At 61.9% G+C, this 16,750-nt stretch carries 19 protein-coding genes and 1 tRNA gene; 9 read left to right on the top strand and 11 right to left on the bottom strand.

Features of this window, described 5'->3' with window-relative positions:
* Window position 1 precedes the first annotated feature (1 nt).
* The 4 genes from JTP94_RS03410 to JTP94_RS03395 all read right to left on the bottom strand — a co-directional run bounded on the left by JTP94_RS03410 (window position 2) and on the right by JTP94_RS03395 (window position 4,682).
* The gene (locus tag JTP94_RS03410; protein ID WP_204849552.1) at window positions 2-973 is read right to left on the bottom strand and encodes an ABC transporter permease; all 972 of its coding nucleotides are present in this window, start codon (window positions 971-973) and stop codon (window positions 2-4) included.
* Between the two features lie 10 nt (window positions 974-983).
* Window positions 984-2,087 (bottom strand): ABC transporter permease, encoded by a 1,104-nt coding sequence (locus JTP94_RS03405; RefSeq protein ID WP_204849158.1) that lies wholly within the window; start codon window positions 2,085-2,087, stop codon window positions 984-986.
* Window positions 2,088-2,094: 7 nt separating this feature from the next.
* Window positions 2,095-3,606, bottom strand: coding sequence for an ABC transporter ATP-binding protein (locus JTP94_RS03400; RefSeq protein ID WP_204849157.1), 1,512 nt, complete (start codon window positions 3,604-3,606; stop codon window positions 2,095-2,097).
* An 80-nt stretch (window positions 3,607-3,686) separates the two neighbouring features.
* Window positions 3,687-4,682 carry a BMP family protein gene (locus tag JTP94_RS03395; protein WP_204849156.1) on the bottom strand — a complete coding sequence of 332 codons (996 nt, stop codon included), beginning with the start codon at window positions 4,680-4,682 and terminating at the stop codon, window positions 3,687-3,689.
* A gap of 60 nt (window positions 4,683-4,742) precedes the next feature.
* Here JTP94_RS03395 and JTP94_RS03390 point away from each other — a divergent pair, with 60 nt between their 5' ends.
* Window positions 4,743-5,066 carry a hypothetical protein gene (locus JTP94_RS03390; protein ID WP_204849155.1) on the top strand — a complete coding sequence of 108 codons (324 nt, stop codon included), beginning with the start codon at window positions 4,743-4,745 and terminating at the stop codon, window positions 5,064-5,066.
* Here JTP94_RS03390 and JTP94_RS03385 read toward each other — a convergent pair.
* Complete coding sequence (locus JTP94_RS03385; protein ID WP_204849154.1) at window positions 5,056-5,373, bottom strand: hypothetical protein; 318 nt, start codon at window positions 5,371-5,373, stop codon at window positions 5,056-5,058. The two genes, JTP94_RS03390 and JTP94_RS03385, sit on opposite strands and share 11 nt — an antisense overlap.
* 232 nt (window positions 5,374-5,605) lie before the next feature.
* On the opposite strand from JTP94_RS03385, the gene JTP94_RS03380 reads away from it, so the two are divergent.
* Window positions 5,606-5,695 (top strand) — tRNA-Ser (locus tag JTP94_RS03380).
* Between the two features lie 55 nt (window positions 5,696-5,750).
* Here the strand turns inward: JTP94_RS03380 and JTP94_RS03375 are convergent.
* Window positions 5,751-6,161 (bottom strand): hypothetical protein, encoded by a 411-nt coding sequence (locus tag JTP94_RS03375; RefSeq protein WP_204849153.1) that lies wholly within the window; start codon window positions 6,159-6,161, stop codon window positions 5,751-5,753.
* A 184-nt stretch (window positions 6,162-6,345) separates the two neighbouring features.
* Between JTP94_RS03375 and JTP94_RS03370 the strand changes: the two genes are divergently transcribed.
* Complete coding sequence (locus tag JTP94_RS03370; RefSeq protein WP_204849152.1) at window positions 6,346-7,290, top strand: LysR family transcriptional regulator; 945 nt, start codon at window positions 6,346-6,348, stop codon at window positions 7,288-7,290.
* 176 nt (window positions 7,291-7,466) lie between these two features.
* Here JTP94_RS03370 and JTP94_RS03365 read toward each other — a convergent pair whose 3' ends face one another.
* Window positions 7,467-8,357, bottom strand: a complete 891-nt coding sequence (locus JTP94_RS03365) for a LysR family transcriptional regulator (RefSeq protein WP_204849151.1) — start codon at window positions 8,355-8,357, stop codon at window positions 7,467-7,469.
* Window positions 8,358-8,477: 120 nt separating this feature from the next.
* Here JTP94_RS03365 and JTP94_RS03360 point away from each other — a divergent pair, with 120 nt between their 5' ends.
* Window positions 8,478-9,203 (top strand): SDR family oxidoreductase, encoded by a 726-nt coding sequence (locus JTP94_RS03360; protein WP_204849150.1) that lies wholly within the window; start codon window positions 8,478-8,480, stop codon window positions 9,201-9,203.
* Between the two features lie 167 nt (window positions 9,204-9,370).
* Complete coding sequence (locus JTP94_RS03355; protein WP_409456584.1) at window positions 9,371-9,643, top strand: Atu4866 domain-containing protein; 273 nt, start codon at window positions 9,371-9,373, stop codon at window positions 9,641-9,643.
* Between the two features lie 156 nt (window positions 9,644-9,799).
* Here JTP94_RS03355 and JTP94_RS03350 read toward each other — a convergent pair whose 3' ends face one another.
* Window positions 9,800-11,101 (bottom strand): MFS transporter, encoded by a 1,302-nt coding sequence (locus JTP94_RS03350; protein ID WP_204849148.1) that lies wholly within the window; start codon window positions 11,099-11,101, stop codon window positions 9,800-9,802.
* A 108-nt stretch (window positions 11,102-11,209) separates the two neighbouring features.
* Here JTP94_RS03350 and JTP94_RS03345 point away from each other — a divergent pair, with 108 nt between their 5' ends.
* Complete coding sequence (locus tag JTP94_RS03345) at window positions 11,210-11,662, top strand: helix-turn-helix domain-containing protein (RefSeq protein ID WP_204849147.1); 453 nt, start codon at window positions 11,210-11,212, stop codon at window positions 11,660-11,662.
* Between the two features lie 27 nt (window positions 11,663-11,689).
* Here JTP94_RS03345 and JTP94_RS35315 read toward each other — a convergent pair whose 3' ends face one another.
* Both JTP94_RS35315 and JTP94_RS03335 read right to left on the bottom strand, forming a co-directional pair.
* Window positions 11,690-11,983 (bottom strand): isochorismatase family protein, encoded by a 294-nt coding sequence (locus tag JTP94_RS35315; RefSeq protein WP_246754648.1) that lies wholly within the window; start codon window positions 11,981-11,983, stop codon window positions 11,690-11,692.
* A 69-nt stretch (window positions 11,984-12,052) separates the two neighbouring features.
* On the bottom strand, window positions 12,053-12,949 hold the full coding sequence (locus JTP94_RS03335; RefSeq protein WP_204849146.1) for an SDR family oxidoreductase: 897 nt from the start codon (window positions 12,947-12,949) through the stop codon (window positions 12,053-12,055).
* 136 nt (window positions 12,950-13,085) lie between these two features.
* On the opposite strand from JTP94_RS03335, the gene JTP94_RS03330 reads away from it, so the two are divergent.
* Complete coding sequence (locus JTP94_RS03330; RefSeq protein WP_204849145.1) at window positions 13,086-14,054, top strand: AraC family transcriptional regulator; 969 nt, start codon at window positions 13,086-13,088, stop codon at window positions 14,052-14,054.
* A 15-nt stretch (window positions 14,055-14,069) separates the two neighbouring features.
* On the opposite strand, the gene JTP94_RS03325 is transcribed toward JTP94_RS03330, so the two are convergent.
* Complete coding sequence (locus tag JTP94_RS03325; RefSeq protein WP_204849144.1) at window positions 14,070-14,819, bottom strand: sulfite exporter TauE/SafE family protein; 750 nt, start codon at window positions 14,817-14,819, stop codon at window positions 14,070-14,072.
* Window positions 14,820-14,915: 96 nt separating this feature from the next.
* On the opposite strand from JTP94_RS03325, the gene JTP94_RS03320 reads away from it, so the two are divergent.
* Together JTP94_RS03320 and JTP94_RS03315 are read left to right on the top strand one after the other, a co-directional pair.
* Window positions 14,916-15,797, top strand: a complete 882-nt coding sequence (locus JTP94_RS03320) for a LysR family transcriptional regulator (protein WP_204849143.1) — start codon at window positions 14,916-14,918, stop codon at window positions 15,795-15,797.
* A gap of 87 nt (window positions 15,798-15,884) precedes the next feature.
* Window positions 15,885-16,691, top strand: coding sequence for an alpha/beta fold hydrolase (locus JTP94_RS03315; protein ID WP_204849142.1), 807 nt, complete (start codon window positions 15,885-15,887; stop codon window positions 16,689-16,691).
* The last annotated feature ends 59 nt before the right edge of the window (window positions 16,692-16,750 follow it).

Genomic DNA, 16,750 nt, shown 5'->3' with positions numbered 1-16,750 from the left:
ACTAGCGCTCCTTGGTATAGGGCACGCCACCGGCCTTGGGGGGCTTGGCGACACCGATAAAGCCTGCGAGCAGGATGCAGGTGAGGATATAGGGCAGCGCCTGGAAAATCTGTACCGGCACTTCGCCGATACCCGGAACCGCCTTGCCCTGCATGAAATTGGCGAAGGCGTCGAGGAAGCCGAAGAGCAAGCAGGTGAACATGACCGGCACCGGCTTCCACTTGGCGAAGATCAGCGCCGCAAGCGCGATATAGCCCTTGCCCGCCGACATGTTGTTGATGAAGGCGGCCGACTGGGCGATGGCAAGGTAGGTGCCGGAGAAGCCGCAGAGAATGCCGGCGACGATCAGCGAGCGATAGCGCAGCCACTCGACGGAGATGCCGGCCGTATCGACTGCACCCGGATTTTCACCGACGGCGCGCAGCCGCAGGCCGAACCGAGTGCGATAGAGGATCCACCAGGAAATCGGCACGGCGAGGAAGGCGAGATAGGTGAGGATATTGTTGCCGGAAATGACGTTGGCATAGAGCGGCCCAATGAACGGCACATCACGCACGGCATCGACGCCGGGCAGCGTGATCGAGGCGAAGCGCGCCGAGCCCGGCAGCGTCGGCGTGCGGCCGCCCTGGCCGAACCAGGCCTGCCCGAGCACGATGGTCAAGCCTGCGGTCAGGAAGTTGATGGCGACGCCGGAGACGATCTGGTTGCCGCGATTGGTGATCGACGCGAAGCCATGAAGCAGGCCGAAGACGACCGATATCGCAATGCCGGCGCCAAGCCCGGCCCAGGCCGAACCGGTGACGGAGGCGACACAGGCGGCGGCAAAGGCCGATGCCAGCATCTTGCCTTCGAGGCCGATGTCGAAAATGCCGGCACGCTCGGAAAACAGGCCCGCAAGCGCGGTAAAGATCAGCGGAATCGACAGGCGGATGGTCGAGCCAAGAATGCTGATGAGAAGATCATAGTAGTCCATCATCCGACCCTCACGTCCTGGCGAATTTTTGATAGATGCGCGCGAGCGCAGGTCGGAACATATATTCCAGGGCGCCGGCGAACAGGATGACGAGGCCCTGGATCACGACGATCATATCACGCGTGATGTTCGGCATATCGAAAGAGAGCGCATCGCCGCCCTGATAGAGGATACCGAACAGGATCGCCGCCAGAATGATGCCGAACGGATGGTTGCGTCCCATCAGCGACACGGCGATACCGACGAAACCGGCGCCGAGCACGAACTCCACCTGCAGGCGCGCGGAGGCACCCATGACCGGATTGAGTGCCATCATGCCGGCGAGACCGCCTGATATCAGCATGGCGATGACCACCGTGCGGGCATAAGGAATGCCGGCATAGACGGCGGCCGTCGGGCTGAGGCCGAGCGTGCGCATTTCATAGCCGAGCTTGGTGCGCCAGACGAGAACCCAGACGAGAAAACACATGACCAGCGCGATGAGAAAGGACACGTTGAGCGGTGCGGCCCCGATGGTCGAGCCGAACATGGCCATCAGCCAATCGAGCTTCGGAAGTTGGCCGCCTTCGAGAAAGGTGCGGGTTTCCGGCGCCATCTTGCCCGGTACGATCAGCACATGCACCAGGATGAAGTTCATCATCGCCGAGGCGATGAAGTTGAACATGATGGTGGTGATGACGACGTGGCTGCCGCGCTTGGCCTGCAGCCAGGCGGGAATGAGGGCCCAGAGCGCACCGAAGATGGCCGCGCCGATCACCGCGAAGGGCATCGTCACATACCAGGGCACGTATCTGTCCAGCGCCAGCGCCACCAGGGCACAGCCGAGACCGCCGACATAGGCCTGGCCTTCGGAGCCGATGTTAAACAGGCCGGCATGAATGGCGACGGCGACCGACAGGCCGGTGAAGATGAAGCTGGTCGCATAAAACAGCGTGAAGCCGATGCCCTCGCCGCTGCCGAGCGCGCCCTGCAAAAGCAGGACCAATGCATCGAGCGGACTCTCGCCGATCAACCAGACGACGAGGCCGGAAATCAGGAAGGCAATGATGAGATTGAGGATGGGGATCAAACCGTAGTTGATCCAATTGGGGAGCGGTAGGGAAGCCGTGCTCATAAACGCCTCACGCCGCAATGCCGGCCATCATCAGGCCGAGCGTTTGTTCACCGGCGTCAGCCGTTTTTTCGCCGACGACATGGCCGGCGAACATGACGAGGATACGGTCGGACAGCGCACGGATTTCATCCAGCTCCACCGAGACCAGCAGGATCGCCTTGCCGGCATCGCGCATCTCGATGATGCGCCGATGGATGAACTCGATCGCGCCGATGTCGACGCCGCGTGTCGGCTGGCCGATCAGCAGGGCTTTCGGATCGCGCTCGATCTCGCGGGCGACGACGATCTTCTGCTGATTGCCGCCGGAGAAGTTGGCGGTCTTCAGCCGCGCATTCGGCGGGCGGATGTCGTATTTCTCGATCTTCTCGATCGCATCCTTGCGCATGGCTTCGAGATCGAGCATCCCGCCCCGCCCGTATTTGACGTCGCGGTGATAGCCGAGCATCGAGTTTTCATATTCCTCGAATTTGAGGACAAGGCCCATGTGGTGGCGATCCTCCGGAATATGGGCGAGCCCGAGGTCGCGCAGAGCAGCAGGATCGGCCATGCCGATCGGCTTGCCGTGCAGATGGATCTCGCCTGAGGCCGGCTTGCGGATGCCGGCGATCGCCTCCAGCAGTTCGGACTGACCGTTTCCGGCAACGCCGGCAATGCCGACGATCTCGCCAGCTCGCACATCGAAGGAGACATTGTCGACCATGGTGACGCCACGGCCATCCTTGACGGTCAGGTTGCGCACCGAAAGCAGGACGTCGCCGGGATTGGAGGCGCCCTTCTCGACGCGCAGCAGCACGCGACGGCCGACCATCAGCTCTGCGAGTTCTTCCACCGTGGTTTCCGCCGTCTTGCGGGTGGCGACCATCTCGCCGCGACGCATGACCGATACCGTATCGGTGATCGCCATGATTTCGCGCAGCTTGTGGGTGATCAGGAGGATCGTCTTGCCCTGGTCGCGCAGCACGCGGAGAATGCGGAACAGATTGTCGGCTTCGGCTGGCGTCAGAACGCCTGTCGGTTCATCGAGGATGAGGATCTCGGCGCCGCGAAACATCGCCTTCAGGATCTCGACGCGCTGCTGCTGGCCAACGGGGAGCTCCTCGATCAATGTGTCCGGATCGACCTCCAGGCCGTAATCCTTCTCCAGCCGGCCAAGCTCGGCGCGTGCGGCTGCGACGCCCTTGGCGAGCAGCGCGCCGCCTTCGGCACCCAGCATCACGTTTTCGAGCACGGTGAAATTATCGACCAGCATGAAGTGCTGGTGCACCATGCCAATGCCGGCGGCGATCGCCGCCTGGCTGTCGCGGATGGCGATGGGATTGCCGTTGATGCGGATCTCGCCGCTGTCGGCGTGATAGAATCCGTAGATGATCGACATGAGCGTCGATTTCCCGGCACCGTTTTCGCCGATGATCCCGTGGATCGAGCCCTTGGCGACGGTCAGGTTGATATCTTTATTGGCGTGGACAGCACCGAACTTCTTGTCGATGCCCACGAGCTCGATGGCAGGTGTTTGGCTCACTATAGGGGGCTCCAGAAACCAGATTCCGGATAAGAAAAGGGCGTATGACGTTTTGATCCGTCATACGCCCTTGTTTCATATCAGCTCTTCGGGCAGGCGTTGTCGGCCGTATAGTCGTGGACCTTGACGGTGCCGCCAATGATATCGGCCTTTGCCTTGTCGACCGCAGCCTTAATTTCCGGCGTCACGAGCGGCTTGTTGTTGTCGTCCATGGCGACGCCGACGCCCTCTTCCTTCAGGCCGAGTTCCTGCGTGCCGGGCGTGAACTTGCCGTTCTTGGCATCGCTGAACGCGTTGTAGACGGCGAGGTCGACGCGCTTGACGACGGAGGTCAGAACGGAGCCCGGATGCAGGTAGTTCTGGTTGCTATCGACGCCGATCGACAGCTTCTTGTTGTCAGCGGCCGTCTGCAGCACGCCGAGGCCGGTCGCGCCGGCAGCCGCGTAAACCACGTCGGCACCCTGGTCGATCTGGTTCTTGGTGAGCTCGCCGCCACGAACCGGGTCATTCCAGGCAGCGCCCGTCGTGCCGGTCATGTTCTGGAAGACTTCGATCTTCGGATTGGCAGCGCGTGCGCCCTGCTCGTAGCCACACTCGAACTTGCGGATCAGCGGGATGTCCATGCCGCCGACGAAGCCGACCTTGCCGGTCTTCGAAGACAGCGCGGCCATGACGCCGGCGAGATAGGAGCCTTCGTTTTCCTTGAACTTGACGGAGCGGACGTTCGGCAGATCAAGACTGTCGTCGATCAGCACGAATTTGGTCTTCGGATATTCAGCGGCAACCTTCTGGAGAGCCGAGGTCCACGCGAAAGAAACGGCGATGACCGGATTGAAGCCCTTGCTGGCGAAGTTGCGCAGCGCCTGCTCGCCCTGGGTGTCGCCCGTCGGCTCGAAGTCGCGATAGGCGATGCCGGTTTCCTTCTTGAACTTTTCAGCGCCGCTATAGGCAGCTTCGTTGAAGGACTTGTCGAACTTGCCGCCAGTTCCGTAGACGATTGCCGGCTTGATATCGGCCGCAAGCGCCGTTGCCGACATGGCAGCCAAGGCGAAAAGGGTCAGAAGGGATTTTTTCATGAGTTGCAGCCCTGTTGTTGCTATCTTTGTTGGGTCCTCCCGCAAGCCCGTTGACCGGACATGTCTGCGGAACCGCCGGCCTCCCCCGAGGCCAAGCTGGCGCGCATCCTTGCATGGCTGCACGAAAAATTCACGAGAAATTTTTCAGTTGGTAAAGATTTGTGGGAATTGCCAAAAACCCGCACAAAGGGGCCGATTTTTGAACAATTTCGCTCTCAAACTGCGATTTTATTAGCCAACGAGGCGGTCATCGAACGTCTCGCAACCGTTGGTTCGGCGCTTCGCATTCCCCTTGCGAGGCCGCCCGAGGGCGTCCTCGTCAATGCCTCACTCCCCAAAATGGCACAGGTCCCGACGGGTCTTGCACGGCGCTTCAGACGCTGAAACGACCGGCAACCGGCGGCCGCTTGTAGGCGACCATCCATAGGAGCAGCGCGAGCGCCAGGAAAACCGCAAAGGCCGGCTGGAACAGCAACCACTGCATCGCCAGATCATAGAATTGCGGATGGACATAATAGGAGATCATCGAGCGGAGCGTCGCCAGCGACGATGGGCTGACATCGTTCCAGGCATCGCCCATCGGGGTCATCACCACGGCCGATGCCGCGACCGACTGGATGGAATCGATGGTGCCGGCGATGACAGCAACCACCAGCGCGACAAGGCTAGCGAAACGCAGCAGGAAACGCATGAACCCCTCCGGATACTCAATTATCCTCGGCCCTACACATTGGCCGGTTGCATTCTTTTTCCGTCCTTCTCTTTAGATAAGTTCAGAATGGGACAAACGCAATGGAGGAGAAGCGCGTAGTTTTTTGTCCAGAAGTCAAAAAACTGTCAGATTCGGGTTGATCCCAGAAAATTCATCGGTATATATCGCGCCGTTCCCACAATAGCTCCTTTATCGGACGCGAAGTGCAGATGGACAGGTGGCCGAGTGGTTTAAGGCGCACGCCTGGAACGCGTGTGTACGTGAAAGCGTACCGTGGGTTCGAATCCCACCTTGTCCGCCATCCCACGCTACACTACAGCGCGATGTAACTCTCTGTCTTCCGCAATAACCGGCGATCAGCCTGCGCTCGGGAGCGTGCTCCGCACGGACCTGCGCAGCAGGAGCACCACGCAAAATTGGAGGGTGGCAATGACGAGCGGCCCCGCGGATTTTCCGAGATCATGCTGAAGCAGACCGACTCCGGCATCCAACAATTGTATGATGCCAGCAAGCGTACCCAGCACTAGCAATGCCGACTTCGCACGCTTGTAGATCGCTACTAATGTCATCAACGCCAGCGGAATTGAGCGCGCCGCCGCGTACATGGCGAATAGGAACGACGCCTGCGTCGCACTATAGCCAGTTGGCATTATGGATAGTGGGCTGATGAGGCCCGTAATAGAAAAACCGCCCGCAACCAAGACGTTGATCGCCGTGATCAATGAGGCCAGTTGCCAAGCTTTTGCTTGAAAGAAAGATGTCACCATGAACCATTTCCCTGAATTGCTATAGCGCTCGTTCACCCAAGTTCGCGTTCATCAAGTCAACGCCATCCGGTTACGAGGAGTGCGATCGGCGCCCTATAGGTCTGCGAGGTCGTCACGAAAGCCTATTGCGCGAACGGTAAAACCTGTATCGAATGGGTATCATGAACAAAATCGAATTCGATTCATGGACACAATCGATAATATTCATATTCGTCGCCTCGACCTGACGCTGCTGATCGTGTTCGAAATGCTGCTGAAGAAACGCAACATGAGCGCGGTCGCGGTCGAGATGGGGCTAACGCAATCCGCCGTCAGCCACGCTGTCGGCCGGCTGCGCTCGGTGTTCGACGACCCGCTCTTTATCAGGAAGGGCGCGGGTGTAGAGCCGACGGCGCGGGCGCTGTTGCTGGGTCCTCCCCTGGCCGAAGCCCTTGCCGGCATACGCGGTGCGGTCCAGATCGGCCGGCACTTCGACCCCGGAACCGCCGCGCGCCGCTTTACCGTTGCCGCACCGGATACCTTGGTCGCAGCGCTCGCCGAGGCGGCCCTGGCCAGGTTGGCCCAGACAGCACCCCGTTGCCAGATCATGTTCCGCACCTTCAGCCACGAGAGCGCGGCGGCGGCCGTCGCCGCCGGAGATGTCGATGTAGCTCTGGGCGTATTCGCAGATGCGCCAAGGGAGACAATCGGCACGGTCATGGCATACGAAACATTCCGCGTAGCCTCCAGACGCGATCATCCGCACATCAAGGGAACGCTCGACCTCGATACCTATTGTTCACTCGACCATATACTCGTCTCGCATGACCGCGATGCGCGCGGCATGATCGACGCCGTCCTCGACGGCATCGACCGCCGGCGCCGAATTGCAGCGATAATGCCGCAAATGCTGGTCGCCTTTGCCGCAGCAAGCCGTTCCGATGCGATCATCACCGCGCCGCTCAGCGCCTGCCTCTACGCGGCGTCGCTGTTTCCGGTGACGCTCCACGATCCCCCGATGGCCATTCCCGGCTTCCAGCTCACATTGCTGCGCCATCGCGATGGGCTGGCCGACCCCGCCATCACGTGGCTCGCCAAGCTTGTCACGGAAGCGTTGTCTCGAAACCCGCAGGATGACCACCTTCATTGACCGAGAGGGTGGGTTTTTGGCTACCTCATAGTGCTGCAGCGCAGACATGGTGCCCATCTTCATCGTTCTCGGCCCGTCGCTGCACGCCGATTTTGCGCTATCCTGAGAGATAACTGCCCAGTTGCCACCGATTGCCACACCGTTCAGCCGGGGCGCGATCGTCCGCACGGCAAACGCTATCCCAGACGTCGCAGATGATCGATGAAGGCTCGCAGCTTCGGCGCCACGTTGCGGCGGCTCGGGTAGTAGAGGTAGAAGCCGGCAAATCGCGGGCAAAAACTCTCGAGGACGGGCACGAGTTCGCCACGCTCGATGAAAGGGCGAAAGCTCTCTTCCATCCCGAAGGTTAATCCGGCGCCGGCAACGGCGAGCTTTGTCATCAGCGCCATGTCGTTCGTGGTGATCTCCGGTGCGACGGCGACGCTGAACTCCTTGCCATGCTCGGCGAATTCCCACCGATACGGCGCGACCTTGGGTGCGGGACGCCAGCCGATGCAGCGATGGGCGGCCAGCTCGCTCGGATGCGAGGGCACGCCAAAGCGTTCAATGTATCGCGGCGCGCAAACGGCGAGTTGCCGCTCGTCACCGGCCACGGGCACCGCGATCATGTCCTGCTCGATCACCTCGCCGAGCCTGACACCCGCATCATAGCCCTCGGCAACGATGTCGAACTCCTCGTCCGTCACGGTGATGTCTATCTGAACCTCCGGATTGGCCTCGGCAAAGGTGGCAAGGAACGGTCCCGACAGAAAGCGCTCGGCAATCGACGAGACAGCGAGCCGCAGCTGCCCGCGCGGGCGTCCGCGCAAGTTTCCCGTGGCTTCTATTGCCGTGCGCATGTCTGCAAGTGCTGGCGCAACTTGGCCATACAGATGCTCGCCGGCCTCGGTGAGGCTTACACTGCGCGTCGTGCGCAACACCAGCGCTATGCCAAGCGTCTCTTCCAGCCGCCTGATCGTTTGACTGACCGCTGATCGGGTGACGCCCATACGGTCCGCGGCCGCGCGGAAATTCCTCTCCTCGGCGACGAGCGTAAAGACAGCAAGCGCGTTGAGATCTGGCTCCATTGGTTAGGATAGCTTTCCATAGTTGGAAGAAATGGACGTCTTATCGCAACAATGAGCCAGATCTATCTTCCTGGCAACTGCTGCATGGCAGTTCAAAGATCAACCAGCAAGGAAATGAACATGTCCCTCAACAAAGTCGTCCTCATAACCGGCGCTTCGAGCGGCATCGGTGCCGCGATCGCTCGGGAACTCGGTGCCGCCGGAGCGAAGATCATGCTCGGCGCGCGCCGTACCGATCGCCTGGAAGCGCTCGCAGAAGAAATCAGGGAAAAGGGCGGAGAGGCAATGACGCGCCGCCTTGATGTGACCGATCGCGCGGATGTCGCCGCCTTTGCCGAGGCGGCGCGCCAAGGCTTCGGCCGCGTCGACGTGATCGTCAACAATGCCGGCGTCATGCCGCTGTCGCTGATGGCCTCGCTGAAGGTCGACGAATGGGACCGGATGGTCGATGTCAACATCAAGGGCGTGCTCTATGGCATTGCCGCGGTGCTGCCTGAGATGACGGCCCGGGGCTCCGGCCATATCATCAACATCGCCTCGGTCGGCGCGCTGTCCGTCTCACCGACCGCGGCGGTCTATTGCGCCACCAAATATGCGGTGCGGGCGATCTCCGACGGCTTGAGGCAGGAACACGACAAGATTCGCGTCACCTGCATCCATCCCGGTGTCGTCGAAAGCGAGCTCGCCGACACGATCACCGATCCGGTGGCAGCAGAGGCGATGAAGACCTACCGCGCCATTGCCCTGCAGCCGGACGCGATCGGCCGCGCCGTGCGTTTCGCCGTCGAACAGCCAGATGATGTCGACGTCAACGAGATCGTCATCCGACCGACGCGCAACACATGAGAGGGCAACAACAAGTTTTCCTTTCATTTCGCCGCGAACTGTCGCCATGGCGCCGCTCGCGGCGAGCAACGCTGAGGAACTACCCCATGAAGCGGATTCCGCTGCTTGCCGCCGCCGGGCTTCTTACCGGCGCGGTTGTCCTACCCACAGAGAAAGGTCTCGCCGAGATGAACACCGAGCAAAACACGACCACCCAACGTTCAGAAAGCCACCCCTATGCCGGGATGTGGGTCACCGCCGATGGCCATATCCGCCACAACCTGCTTCCGAACGGGCGCTATGACGAAGCGCGCGGAAAGCGGGAGAGCGCATACCAGGGGCGCTATGAGATCCGAGGCAATCACATCGACTATTGGGACGACACCGGCTTTACCGCTGACGGAACATTCATCGACGGCGTGCTGCATCATGCCGGCATGATCCTGTATCGGGAGAAGTAGCGGTGAGGCAGCAGCCCCGCGTCCCCAAATGCAAGCTGTGGCGTCGAGATCGCGTCGATCGTAGCCCGCACACACGCCTGACGCGGGTCTTTCCGCATCGCGCTTGCCTCCGCCGGAATGCGAGTAGCCAAGCATGCCCGCCTCTTGCCTGCCAAGTCATAACGCAGGTCGCGTCGCCTGTCGGGGTGTTGCCCGCAAGGTCAGCGCCCAAAAGAGAATGGTGGCGAGGCTGATGCCGGCACCGGAGATGCAGACGCCCGTCCAGCCTGCATGGGCGTATATGATCGTCGATGTCGAGGAACCGATGGCGCTGCCGATGGAGTAGAACACCATATAGGCGGCGGTAAGCCTGCTCTGCGCGTCCGGCCTGACGCGATAGATCATGCCTTGATTGGTGACGTGTGTCGCCTGCAGGCCGAAATCGATGACAAGGACGCCGACGATGAGCCACAGGATCGAGCGATCCAGCATCGAGATCGGTAGCCAGGCAAGCAACATTAGCGCCAGCGCAATGCCCGTTGTGCGCTGCCCATGGCCGCGGTCGGCCCAGCGCCCTGCCCGCACGGCGCCGAGCGCACCCGCCGCTCCGGCGAGGCCGAACAGGCCGACTTCGGTGTGGGACATGGAGTAGGGTGGCGCGGTCAGCGGCAGGACGAGCGGCGCCAGCAGTGTCGTGATATTGGCGAAGATCAGCATGGCGATCACCCCGCGGATGCGCAGGATGGGCTCATCGACAAGCAGCGTCGCAAGGGAGCGGATGAGGCCGATATAGGAGAGACTCGACTGCGGCCTCTGCTGCCGGGGCAATGCGCGCCACAACAACAGCGCGATCACCAGCGTCAGCAATGCCGAGACGATGTAGACAGTCCGCCAACCGGAGAGATCGGTGAGCGTTCCGGCGATGCTTCGCGCCAACAAGATGCCGAGAACGATGCCGCTGGTGACCAAGCCGACGATATGACCGCGCTCGGACGGATGCGCCAGGCTGGCGGCATAGGCGACCAGCGCCTGCGTCACGACAGCAAGAAAGCCGACGGCGGCCATAGAGGTCAGCAGCATCGCGGCGCTCGTCGAGAGACTAACGGAGACCAATGCGACGGCGGTCAGGAGCGATTGTACGATGATGAGCTTGCGCCGGTCGACAAGATCGCCGAGCGGCACCAGCAGGATCAGGCCAAGCCCGTAGCCAAGCTGCGTGGCCCCGACGATAAGGCCCGCAACCGTGCGCGAAAGCCCGAGATCGTCGGCCATGACATCGAGAAGCGGGTGGGCGAAATAGGCGTTGGCCACCGCCAGGCCGCTGGCGACGGCAAACAGGAGGATGGTCAGGCGCGTCAGCGGCGAACTGCCTTCGACAGGGAAAGAAGACCCGCCGGTCCCACTTGCCGCCTGTTCGGAATGGACGCGCACGATGTCGTTCGCGCCACCTGCCGGCGGCACGTTCTGCCTGATCGTCATTGCAAACTCCCGTGCTTTTAGTTTAATAATAAAACCATCGATCGACTAACATGATTGGTTTAATTATGCAACCAATCTCGCATGTAAAAGACGGAGAGAGCTAAGCGGATGGTGGCGCGAAAGAGTCTCAAAGGCGATTACTGCCCGAGCGCGCGCTCGTTGGACGTGATCGGCGACTGGTGGTCGCTGCTGATCGTGCGCGACGCCTTCGACGGGCTGACGCGCTTCGGCGAGTTTCAGAAAAGCCTCGGCATCGCCAAGAACATCCTCACCGAGCGCCTGCGGACGCTGGTGTCGAGCGGCATCCTGGAGCTTGTTCCCACCAACGAAGGCGGCGCGCGCATGGAATATCGCCTGACGGCGATGGGAAAGGATCTCTTCCCCGTGATGGTCGCGCTTCGTCAGTTCGGCGAACGCCATCTCTTCGCGCCGGCGGAAGACCATTCGCGACTGGTGGATCGCGCGAGCGGACAGCCTGTGCGGCTCGACATCCGGGCACAGGATGGTCGGTCCATCGGCCCGGACGAAGCCGTTATCCTGAAGGTGCCCGAACAGGAATAAGGCAAAGACGCGGGACTGCGACCGCTCTTATCCTTCGTCGGTAGCAGGCGCATCATGCAGCAGCAACACGCCATAGCCGCGCTCCAGAGCCGCGCGCGCCGTCGCGGCGACACACATCTCGGAGGGCACCCCGCAGATCACCAGATCATGCACGCCGAATGCTGTGAGAATGGCGTCGAGATCGGTGCCATCGAAACCATCATCCTTCGTCTTTCTAATGACCGTTTCCTCGGGGCTGGGTGCAAAGATGCACGACGATCGGAGTTCAAAGGCTCCGAGCGGATCTTCCCCCGCTGCAAGCTTGCCAGCCAATCTGCTCAACCCCTCTCCGTCCCCATACCGACCCGGCGAATGCGCCGCCCACCGGGAGCAGCGCATCGCATGGCCGGCTCAGCCAGCGAAATAGCTCGGCCGGTCGAGGTCGGCGATCAGGCCTGGCCCGGTCGGCTCCCAGCCAAGCGATTGCCGCGTTTGCTCGCCGGAGGCCGGGGCGTCGATGGCGGCGAAATGGGCAAACCAGCCGAAATGCTCGGCGGCTTCCTCCTGCGTCTTGGCAACGACCGGCAGGCCGAGGCGTCGGCCGATCACCGTTGCGATCTCCCGGAAGGGCACGCCCTCCTCACCGACGACGTGATAGCGCGCGAGCGCAGCCGCCTTTTCCAGCGCAAGCCGGTAAAGCCGGGCAGCGTCGAGCCGGTGCACGGCGGGCCAGAGATTGGCGCCGTCTCCGACATAGGCCGACACACCCTTTTCGCGCGCAAAGGCGATGAGGCGCGGCACGAAGCCATGATCGCCGTCGCCATGGACGGAGGGCGGCAAGCGGATCAACGACACGCGCACGCCCTTAGCCGCCGCGGCTGCAGCTGCGACCTCCGACGCGACGCGCGGGATTGCATGGGTCGCCGCGTTCGGCACCATATCCTCCGTGGCAAGGCGGCCGGGGGAAAGGAGTGCCGTGCCCGAGGTGACAAGCAACGGACGCTCGGAACCCTCCAGCGTCGCGCCAAGCGCCTCGATGACGCGGCGATCCGTCTCGCAATTCTCAGCGAATTTCGAGAAGTCATGATTGAAGGCCGTGTGGATGACGCCGTCCGAGATGGCGGCGCCGCTGCGCAGGCTACCCAGATCCTCGATATCGCCCCGGTGTACTTCAGCGCCGGCGGCGGCAAGCGCCTCAGCCCCCGCATCCGAACGCGTGAGACCGAGCACCTGATGGCCCGCTTTGATCAATTCCTGAACGACAGCCGAACCGACGAAGCCGGTGGCACCGGTAACGAAAACACGCATCGCAACCTATCCTTTGCTTTGGTTTGCATTGCCTCGCGGCCGTCTTTGCGGCCCCGTTGCTTTGAAGATAAGCGGTTGAGGGAATACGATCTATGCTGTAAAATCCGCAATATCTTCGCGATCGTCCGGAGTTCTCATGGATCCACTCTCAGATGTTTTGTCCTTGCTCAAGCCGCGCAGCTATACGTTCGGCGGTTTCGATGTCGGCGGAGATTGGTCGATCCGGTTCGGCCGGCATGAGGGCATCAAATGCTATGCAGTCGTTTCCGGGCAGTGCTGGCTATCGGTCGAAGGCGTTCCTGACCCCGTGCGGCTCAAGACGGGCGATTGCTTCCTGCTGCCGCGCGGCTGGCCCTTCTGCCTGACAAACGATCTTGCCCTTCCCCCCATCGATGCCCGCGCACTCTTTTCGCGACCCAAGAACGGCGGCATCCGCCTCCTCAATGGCGGTGGAGACTTCTGGGGCGTCGGCGGGCATTTCGTGCTTTCCGGCGACAATGCCGGCATCCTGTTAGGTGTCCTGCCGCCGATCGTTCATATCCGGTCGGAAACGGATAAGACCGCCCTGCGCTGGTCCATGGAGCGGATGATGCAGGAATTGCGTGAGCCTCGGCCGGGCAGCTTTCTGGTTGCGCAGCACCTTGCCTACATGATGCTGATTCAGGCGCTGCGTCTTCACCTGGCGGAAACCCCCGGCGGCGTCGGCTGGCTCTTCGCTCTCGAAGACAAGCAGATCGGCGGGACGATCAATGCCATGCATCAGGACCCTGCGCATCGCTGGACACTGCAGGAACTGGCCGAGCATGCCGGCATGTCCCGCTCGACCTTTGCGCTCAGATTCAAGCAACTGGTCGGAAAGTCGCCGATGGACTATCTGACCCGCTGGCGAATGCTGCTGGCGGCGGACCGGCTTGCAAATTCCAGCGATCCGATCTCCGTCATCGCGCTCTCGCTCGGCTACGAATCCGAAAGCGCCTTCAGCACCGCCTTCAAGCGGGCCATGGGCTGCTCGCCCCGGCAATATGGCCGGCGCGGCATATCTGACGCACCTCCATTTGACGAAGATGTCAGCGGTACCGGACACCCCGAACGCATGGCGGGCTGAGCGCAACAAGCCCGCCTACAGAAATGCCCTGGCGACCATTTCGGTGCCGAGGAGGAGAAGGCAGACCAGAAACCAGCGTCGGAAGGTCGCCGGGGTGACACGGCTGCGAATGACCTGCCCGGCCCACGTGCCGGCCAGCGCCGGAACGATCGCAAGCGCTGATATTGCAAGATTGTCGATGCGAAAGACGCCATGCCACGCCAGCGCGCCGGCAAGCGCCACCGTCGAAACGGTGAAGGAGAGGCCGAGCGCCTGAACCAGATCGTCCTTTTCGAGGCCGAGCGCCTGGAGATAAGGCACCGCAGGCACGACGAAGACGCCTGTGGCGCCGGTCAGCAGGCCGGTTACCAAGCCAATGACGGGCGACATCAACGGCTCCAGCTTTGGCGGCACACGAAGCTGGCGAGCGAGCAATGCATGAGCGGCATAGAGGGCGAGCGCGGCACCCAACGCGCCCGTCGTTAACAGCGTGTCGCCGCTGGCAAGCAGAGATGAGCCGGCGAAGGTCCCTGCGACAACAGCACACGCCAGCAGCCAGAACCGCCGCGCAAGCTTGCCGAAGCTCGGACCGGCCAGCAGCTGCCAGACATTGGTCACGAAGGATGGGACGATCAGCAGCCACGCTGCCGTGAGCGGCGAGATCAGCGCGCCCAACACGCCCATCGCCACGGTCGGCAGACCCATGCCGGTGACGCCCTTGACGATGCCGGCGACAAAGAAGGTTGCGAAGATCGCAGCAACGAGCGGTATCGAATGATCCATCATGTCTTCCCCTAACAAATCCGGGGCCGCCCACAATGCGGATGATGCGAAGTCAGGCTTCGGCTATGCCGAAGGCTGGAGATGCGTTAATCTTGGGCCATGCGCTTCGATCTGACCGACCTTCGCCTCTTCCTCGCCGTCGTGGATGCCGGGAGCATTACGCATGGAGCCGCCGATGTCGGCCTTTCGTTGCCGGCCGCCAGCGAGCGCCTGCGCGACATGGAAGCCAATGGCGGCGTCAAGCTTCTGGAGCGCGGCCGCCGTGGCATCACCCCCACGCCGGCCGGAGAAGCGCTGGCGCACCACGCCCGGCTAATACAGCGGCAGATGGCGCAGATGCACGGCGAGCTCGGCGAACATGCGAGCGGCCTGCGGGCAACCGTCCGGCTTGCCGCCAATACAGCCGCGATTGCCGAATTCCTGCCCCAACGCCTCGCGGGTTGGATGGCTGGGCATCCGCGGATCGATATCGAACTCAAGGAGCGCCAGAGCATCGAGATCGCGAGAGCCGTTTCAGCGGGGCTGGCGGAGATCGGCATCCTCTCGGATGCCGTCGATACATCAGGCCTGATGCTGCGGCCTTTCGCCATCGACCGGCTCGTCCTGGTCATGCCTCGCGACCATGCACTTGCCGCGGCAAAACAGATCGCTTTTGCAGATCTCCTGCACGAGCACTTTGTGGGGCTTGCCAGCGGTGCGCTGCAGGATCATATCGACGCGCAGGCCGCCCGGCTGGGCACAAGGCTGAAGATGCGCGTGCGGATGCGGACATTCGAGAGCATCTGTGAGATGGCGGCTTGCGGCATCGGTCTCGGCATCGTGCCCGAAACGGCAGCGCGGCGCTGCGGCCGCTCCACAAAGATCGCCGCACTGCGCCTCACCGACGATTGGGCCACGCGCCAGCTCTCGGTATGCACGCGCTCCGCCGAGGAGCTGGCACCGCCGGCACGGGATCTTTTCGAGCATCTGGCAGCGAAGTGACCGTTGCTCCCTGTTGGAAAAACGAAGCAGGATCGAATAGGTTCGTTCGCATTGCTGTCGGAGGAGACAGCGCGTTGGGAGGTCAGCATGGAATTTCAGGACGACGATCTCGATCGATTCGAGGCGGAGGGTGCTGCACCCTTGCCGCCCGCAGAGACGGAGGGATACGTTGATCACGACGGTATCAGCATATGGTATGCGGCCTACGGCAGCGGCGCCCCGGTGATCCTTCTTCATGGCGGGCTCGGAAACAGCGGCAATTGGGGCTATCAGGTGCCGGCGCTGATCGACGCCGGCCATCGGGTCATCGTCGTCGACAGCCGCGGTCACGGTCGCAGCACGCGCGACATGCGGCCCTACAGCTACGAGCTGATGGCTTCCGACGTTCTGGCCGTAATGGATAGGCTAAAGATCTGGAAGGCCGCCATCGTCGGATGGAGCGATGGTGCATGCACTGGCTTGATCCTGGCAAGATCGCATCCAGAGCGCATTTCCGGGGTCTTCTTTTTCGCCTGCAACATGGACCCGAGCGGCACGAAAGAATTTGTGCTGACGCCGATGATCGAGCGCTGCTTCTCCCGTCATACGAAGGATTACGCAGCCTTGTCGGCGACGCCGGACCAGTTCGATGCCTTCGTTCAGGCCGTCAGCCTGATGCAGCGAACGGAGCCGAATTACACCGCCGCCGATCTCGCCGAGATCGACGTGCCCGTCGCCATCGTCCACAGCGAGCATGACGAGTTCATCAAGCGCGAACACGCCGATCACCTCGCCCGGCATATTCCCGGCGCGGAATTCATCTTTCTACCCGGCGTCAGTCATTTCGCTCCATTGCAGCGACCGGCGCAATTCAACGCCGCTGTACTCACCTTCCTCGCACGGATTTCGGCCTGACACGAGATTTAGTTGCGCACGTCCGATTGTTGGAATAAATGATGAGCATCATCTTATTC

Source organism: Martinezella lusitana (assembly GCF_016901135.1).
Taxonomy (GTDB): Bacteria; Pseudomonadota; Alphaproteobacteria; order Rhizobiales; family Rhizobiaceae; genus Rhizobium; species Rhizobium lusitanum_D.
This window is presented reverse-complemented; position numbering and strand designations above follow the sequence as displayed.

Bases quoted from the DNA above. Each gene is read 5' to 3' on its own strand.
- JTP94_RS03370 (WP_204849152.1), top strand. From the start codon at position 6,346: ATGGACACAATCGATAATATTCATATTCGTCGCCTCGACCTGACGCTG.
- JTP94_RS03355 (WP_409456584.1), top strand. From the start codon at position 9,371: ATGAACACCGAGCAAAACACGACCACCCAACGTTCAGAAAGCCACCCC.
- JTP94_RS03390 (WP_204849155.1), top strand. From the start codon at position 4,743: ATGTCTGCGGAACCGCCGGCCTCCCCCGAGGCCAAGCTGGCGCGCATC.
- JTP94_RS03335 (WP_204849146.1), bottom strand. From the start codon at position 12,949: ATGCGTGTTTTCGTTACCGGTGCCACCGGCTTCGTCGGTTCGGCTGTC.
- JTP94_RS03330 (WP_204849145.1), top strand. From the start codon at position 13,086: ATGGATCCACTCTCAGATGTTTTGTCCTTGCTCAAGCCGCGCAGCTAT.
- JTP94_RS03315 (WP_204849142.1), top strand. From the start codon at position 15,885: ATGGAATTTCAGGACGACGATCTCGATCGATTCGAGGCGGAGGGTGCT.
- JTP94_RS03320 (WP_204849143.1), top strand. From the start codon at position 14,916: ATGCGCTTCGATCTGACCGACCTTCGCCTCTTCCTCGCCGTCGTGGAT.
- JTP94_RS03410 (WP_204849552.1), bottom strand. From the start codon at position 973: ATGGACTACTATGATCTTCTCATCAGCATTCTTGGCTCGACCATCCGC.
- JTP94_RS03405 (WP_204849158.1), bottom strand. From the start codon at position 2,087: ATGAGCACGGCTTCCCTACCGCTCCCCAATTGGATCAACTACGGTTTG.
- JTP94_RS03350 (WP_204849148.1), bottom strand. From the start codon at position 11,101: ATGACGATCAGGCAGAACGTGCCGCCGGCAGGTGGCGCGAACGACATC.
- JTP94_RS03325 (WP_204849144.1), bottom strand. From the start codon at position 14,819: ATGATGGATCATTCGATACCGCTCGTTGCTGCGATCTTCGCAACCTTC.
- JTP94_RS03375 (WP_204849153.1), bottom strand. From the start codon at position 6,161: ATGGTGACATCTTTCTTTCAAGCAAAAGCTTGGCAACTGGCCTCATTG.
- JTP94_RS03360 (WP_204849150.1), top strand. From the start codon at position 8,478: ATGTCCCTCAACAAAGTCGTCCTCATAACCGGCGCTTCGAGCGGCATC.
- JTP94_RS03385 (WP_204849154.1), bottom strand. From the start codon at position 5,373: ATGCGTTTCCTGCTGCGTTTCGCTAGCCTTGTCGCGCTGGTGGTTGCT.
- JTP94_RS03345 (WP_204849147.1), top strand. From the start codon at position 11,210: ATGGTGGCGCGAAAGAGTCTCAAAGGCGATTACTGCCCGAGCGCGCGC.
- JTP94_RS03365 (WP_204849151.1), bottom strand. From the start codon at position 8,357: ATGGAGCCAGATCTCAACGCGCTTGCTGTCTTTACGCTCGTCGCCGAG.
- JTP94_RS03395 (WP_204849156.1), bottom strand. From the start codon at position 4,682: ATGAAAAAATCCCTTCTGACCCTTTTCGCCTTGGCTGCCATGTCGGCA.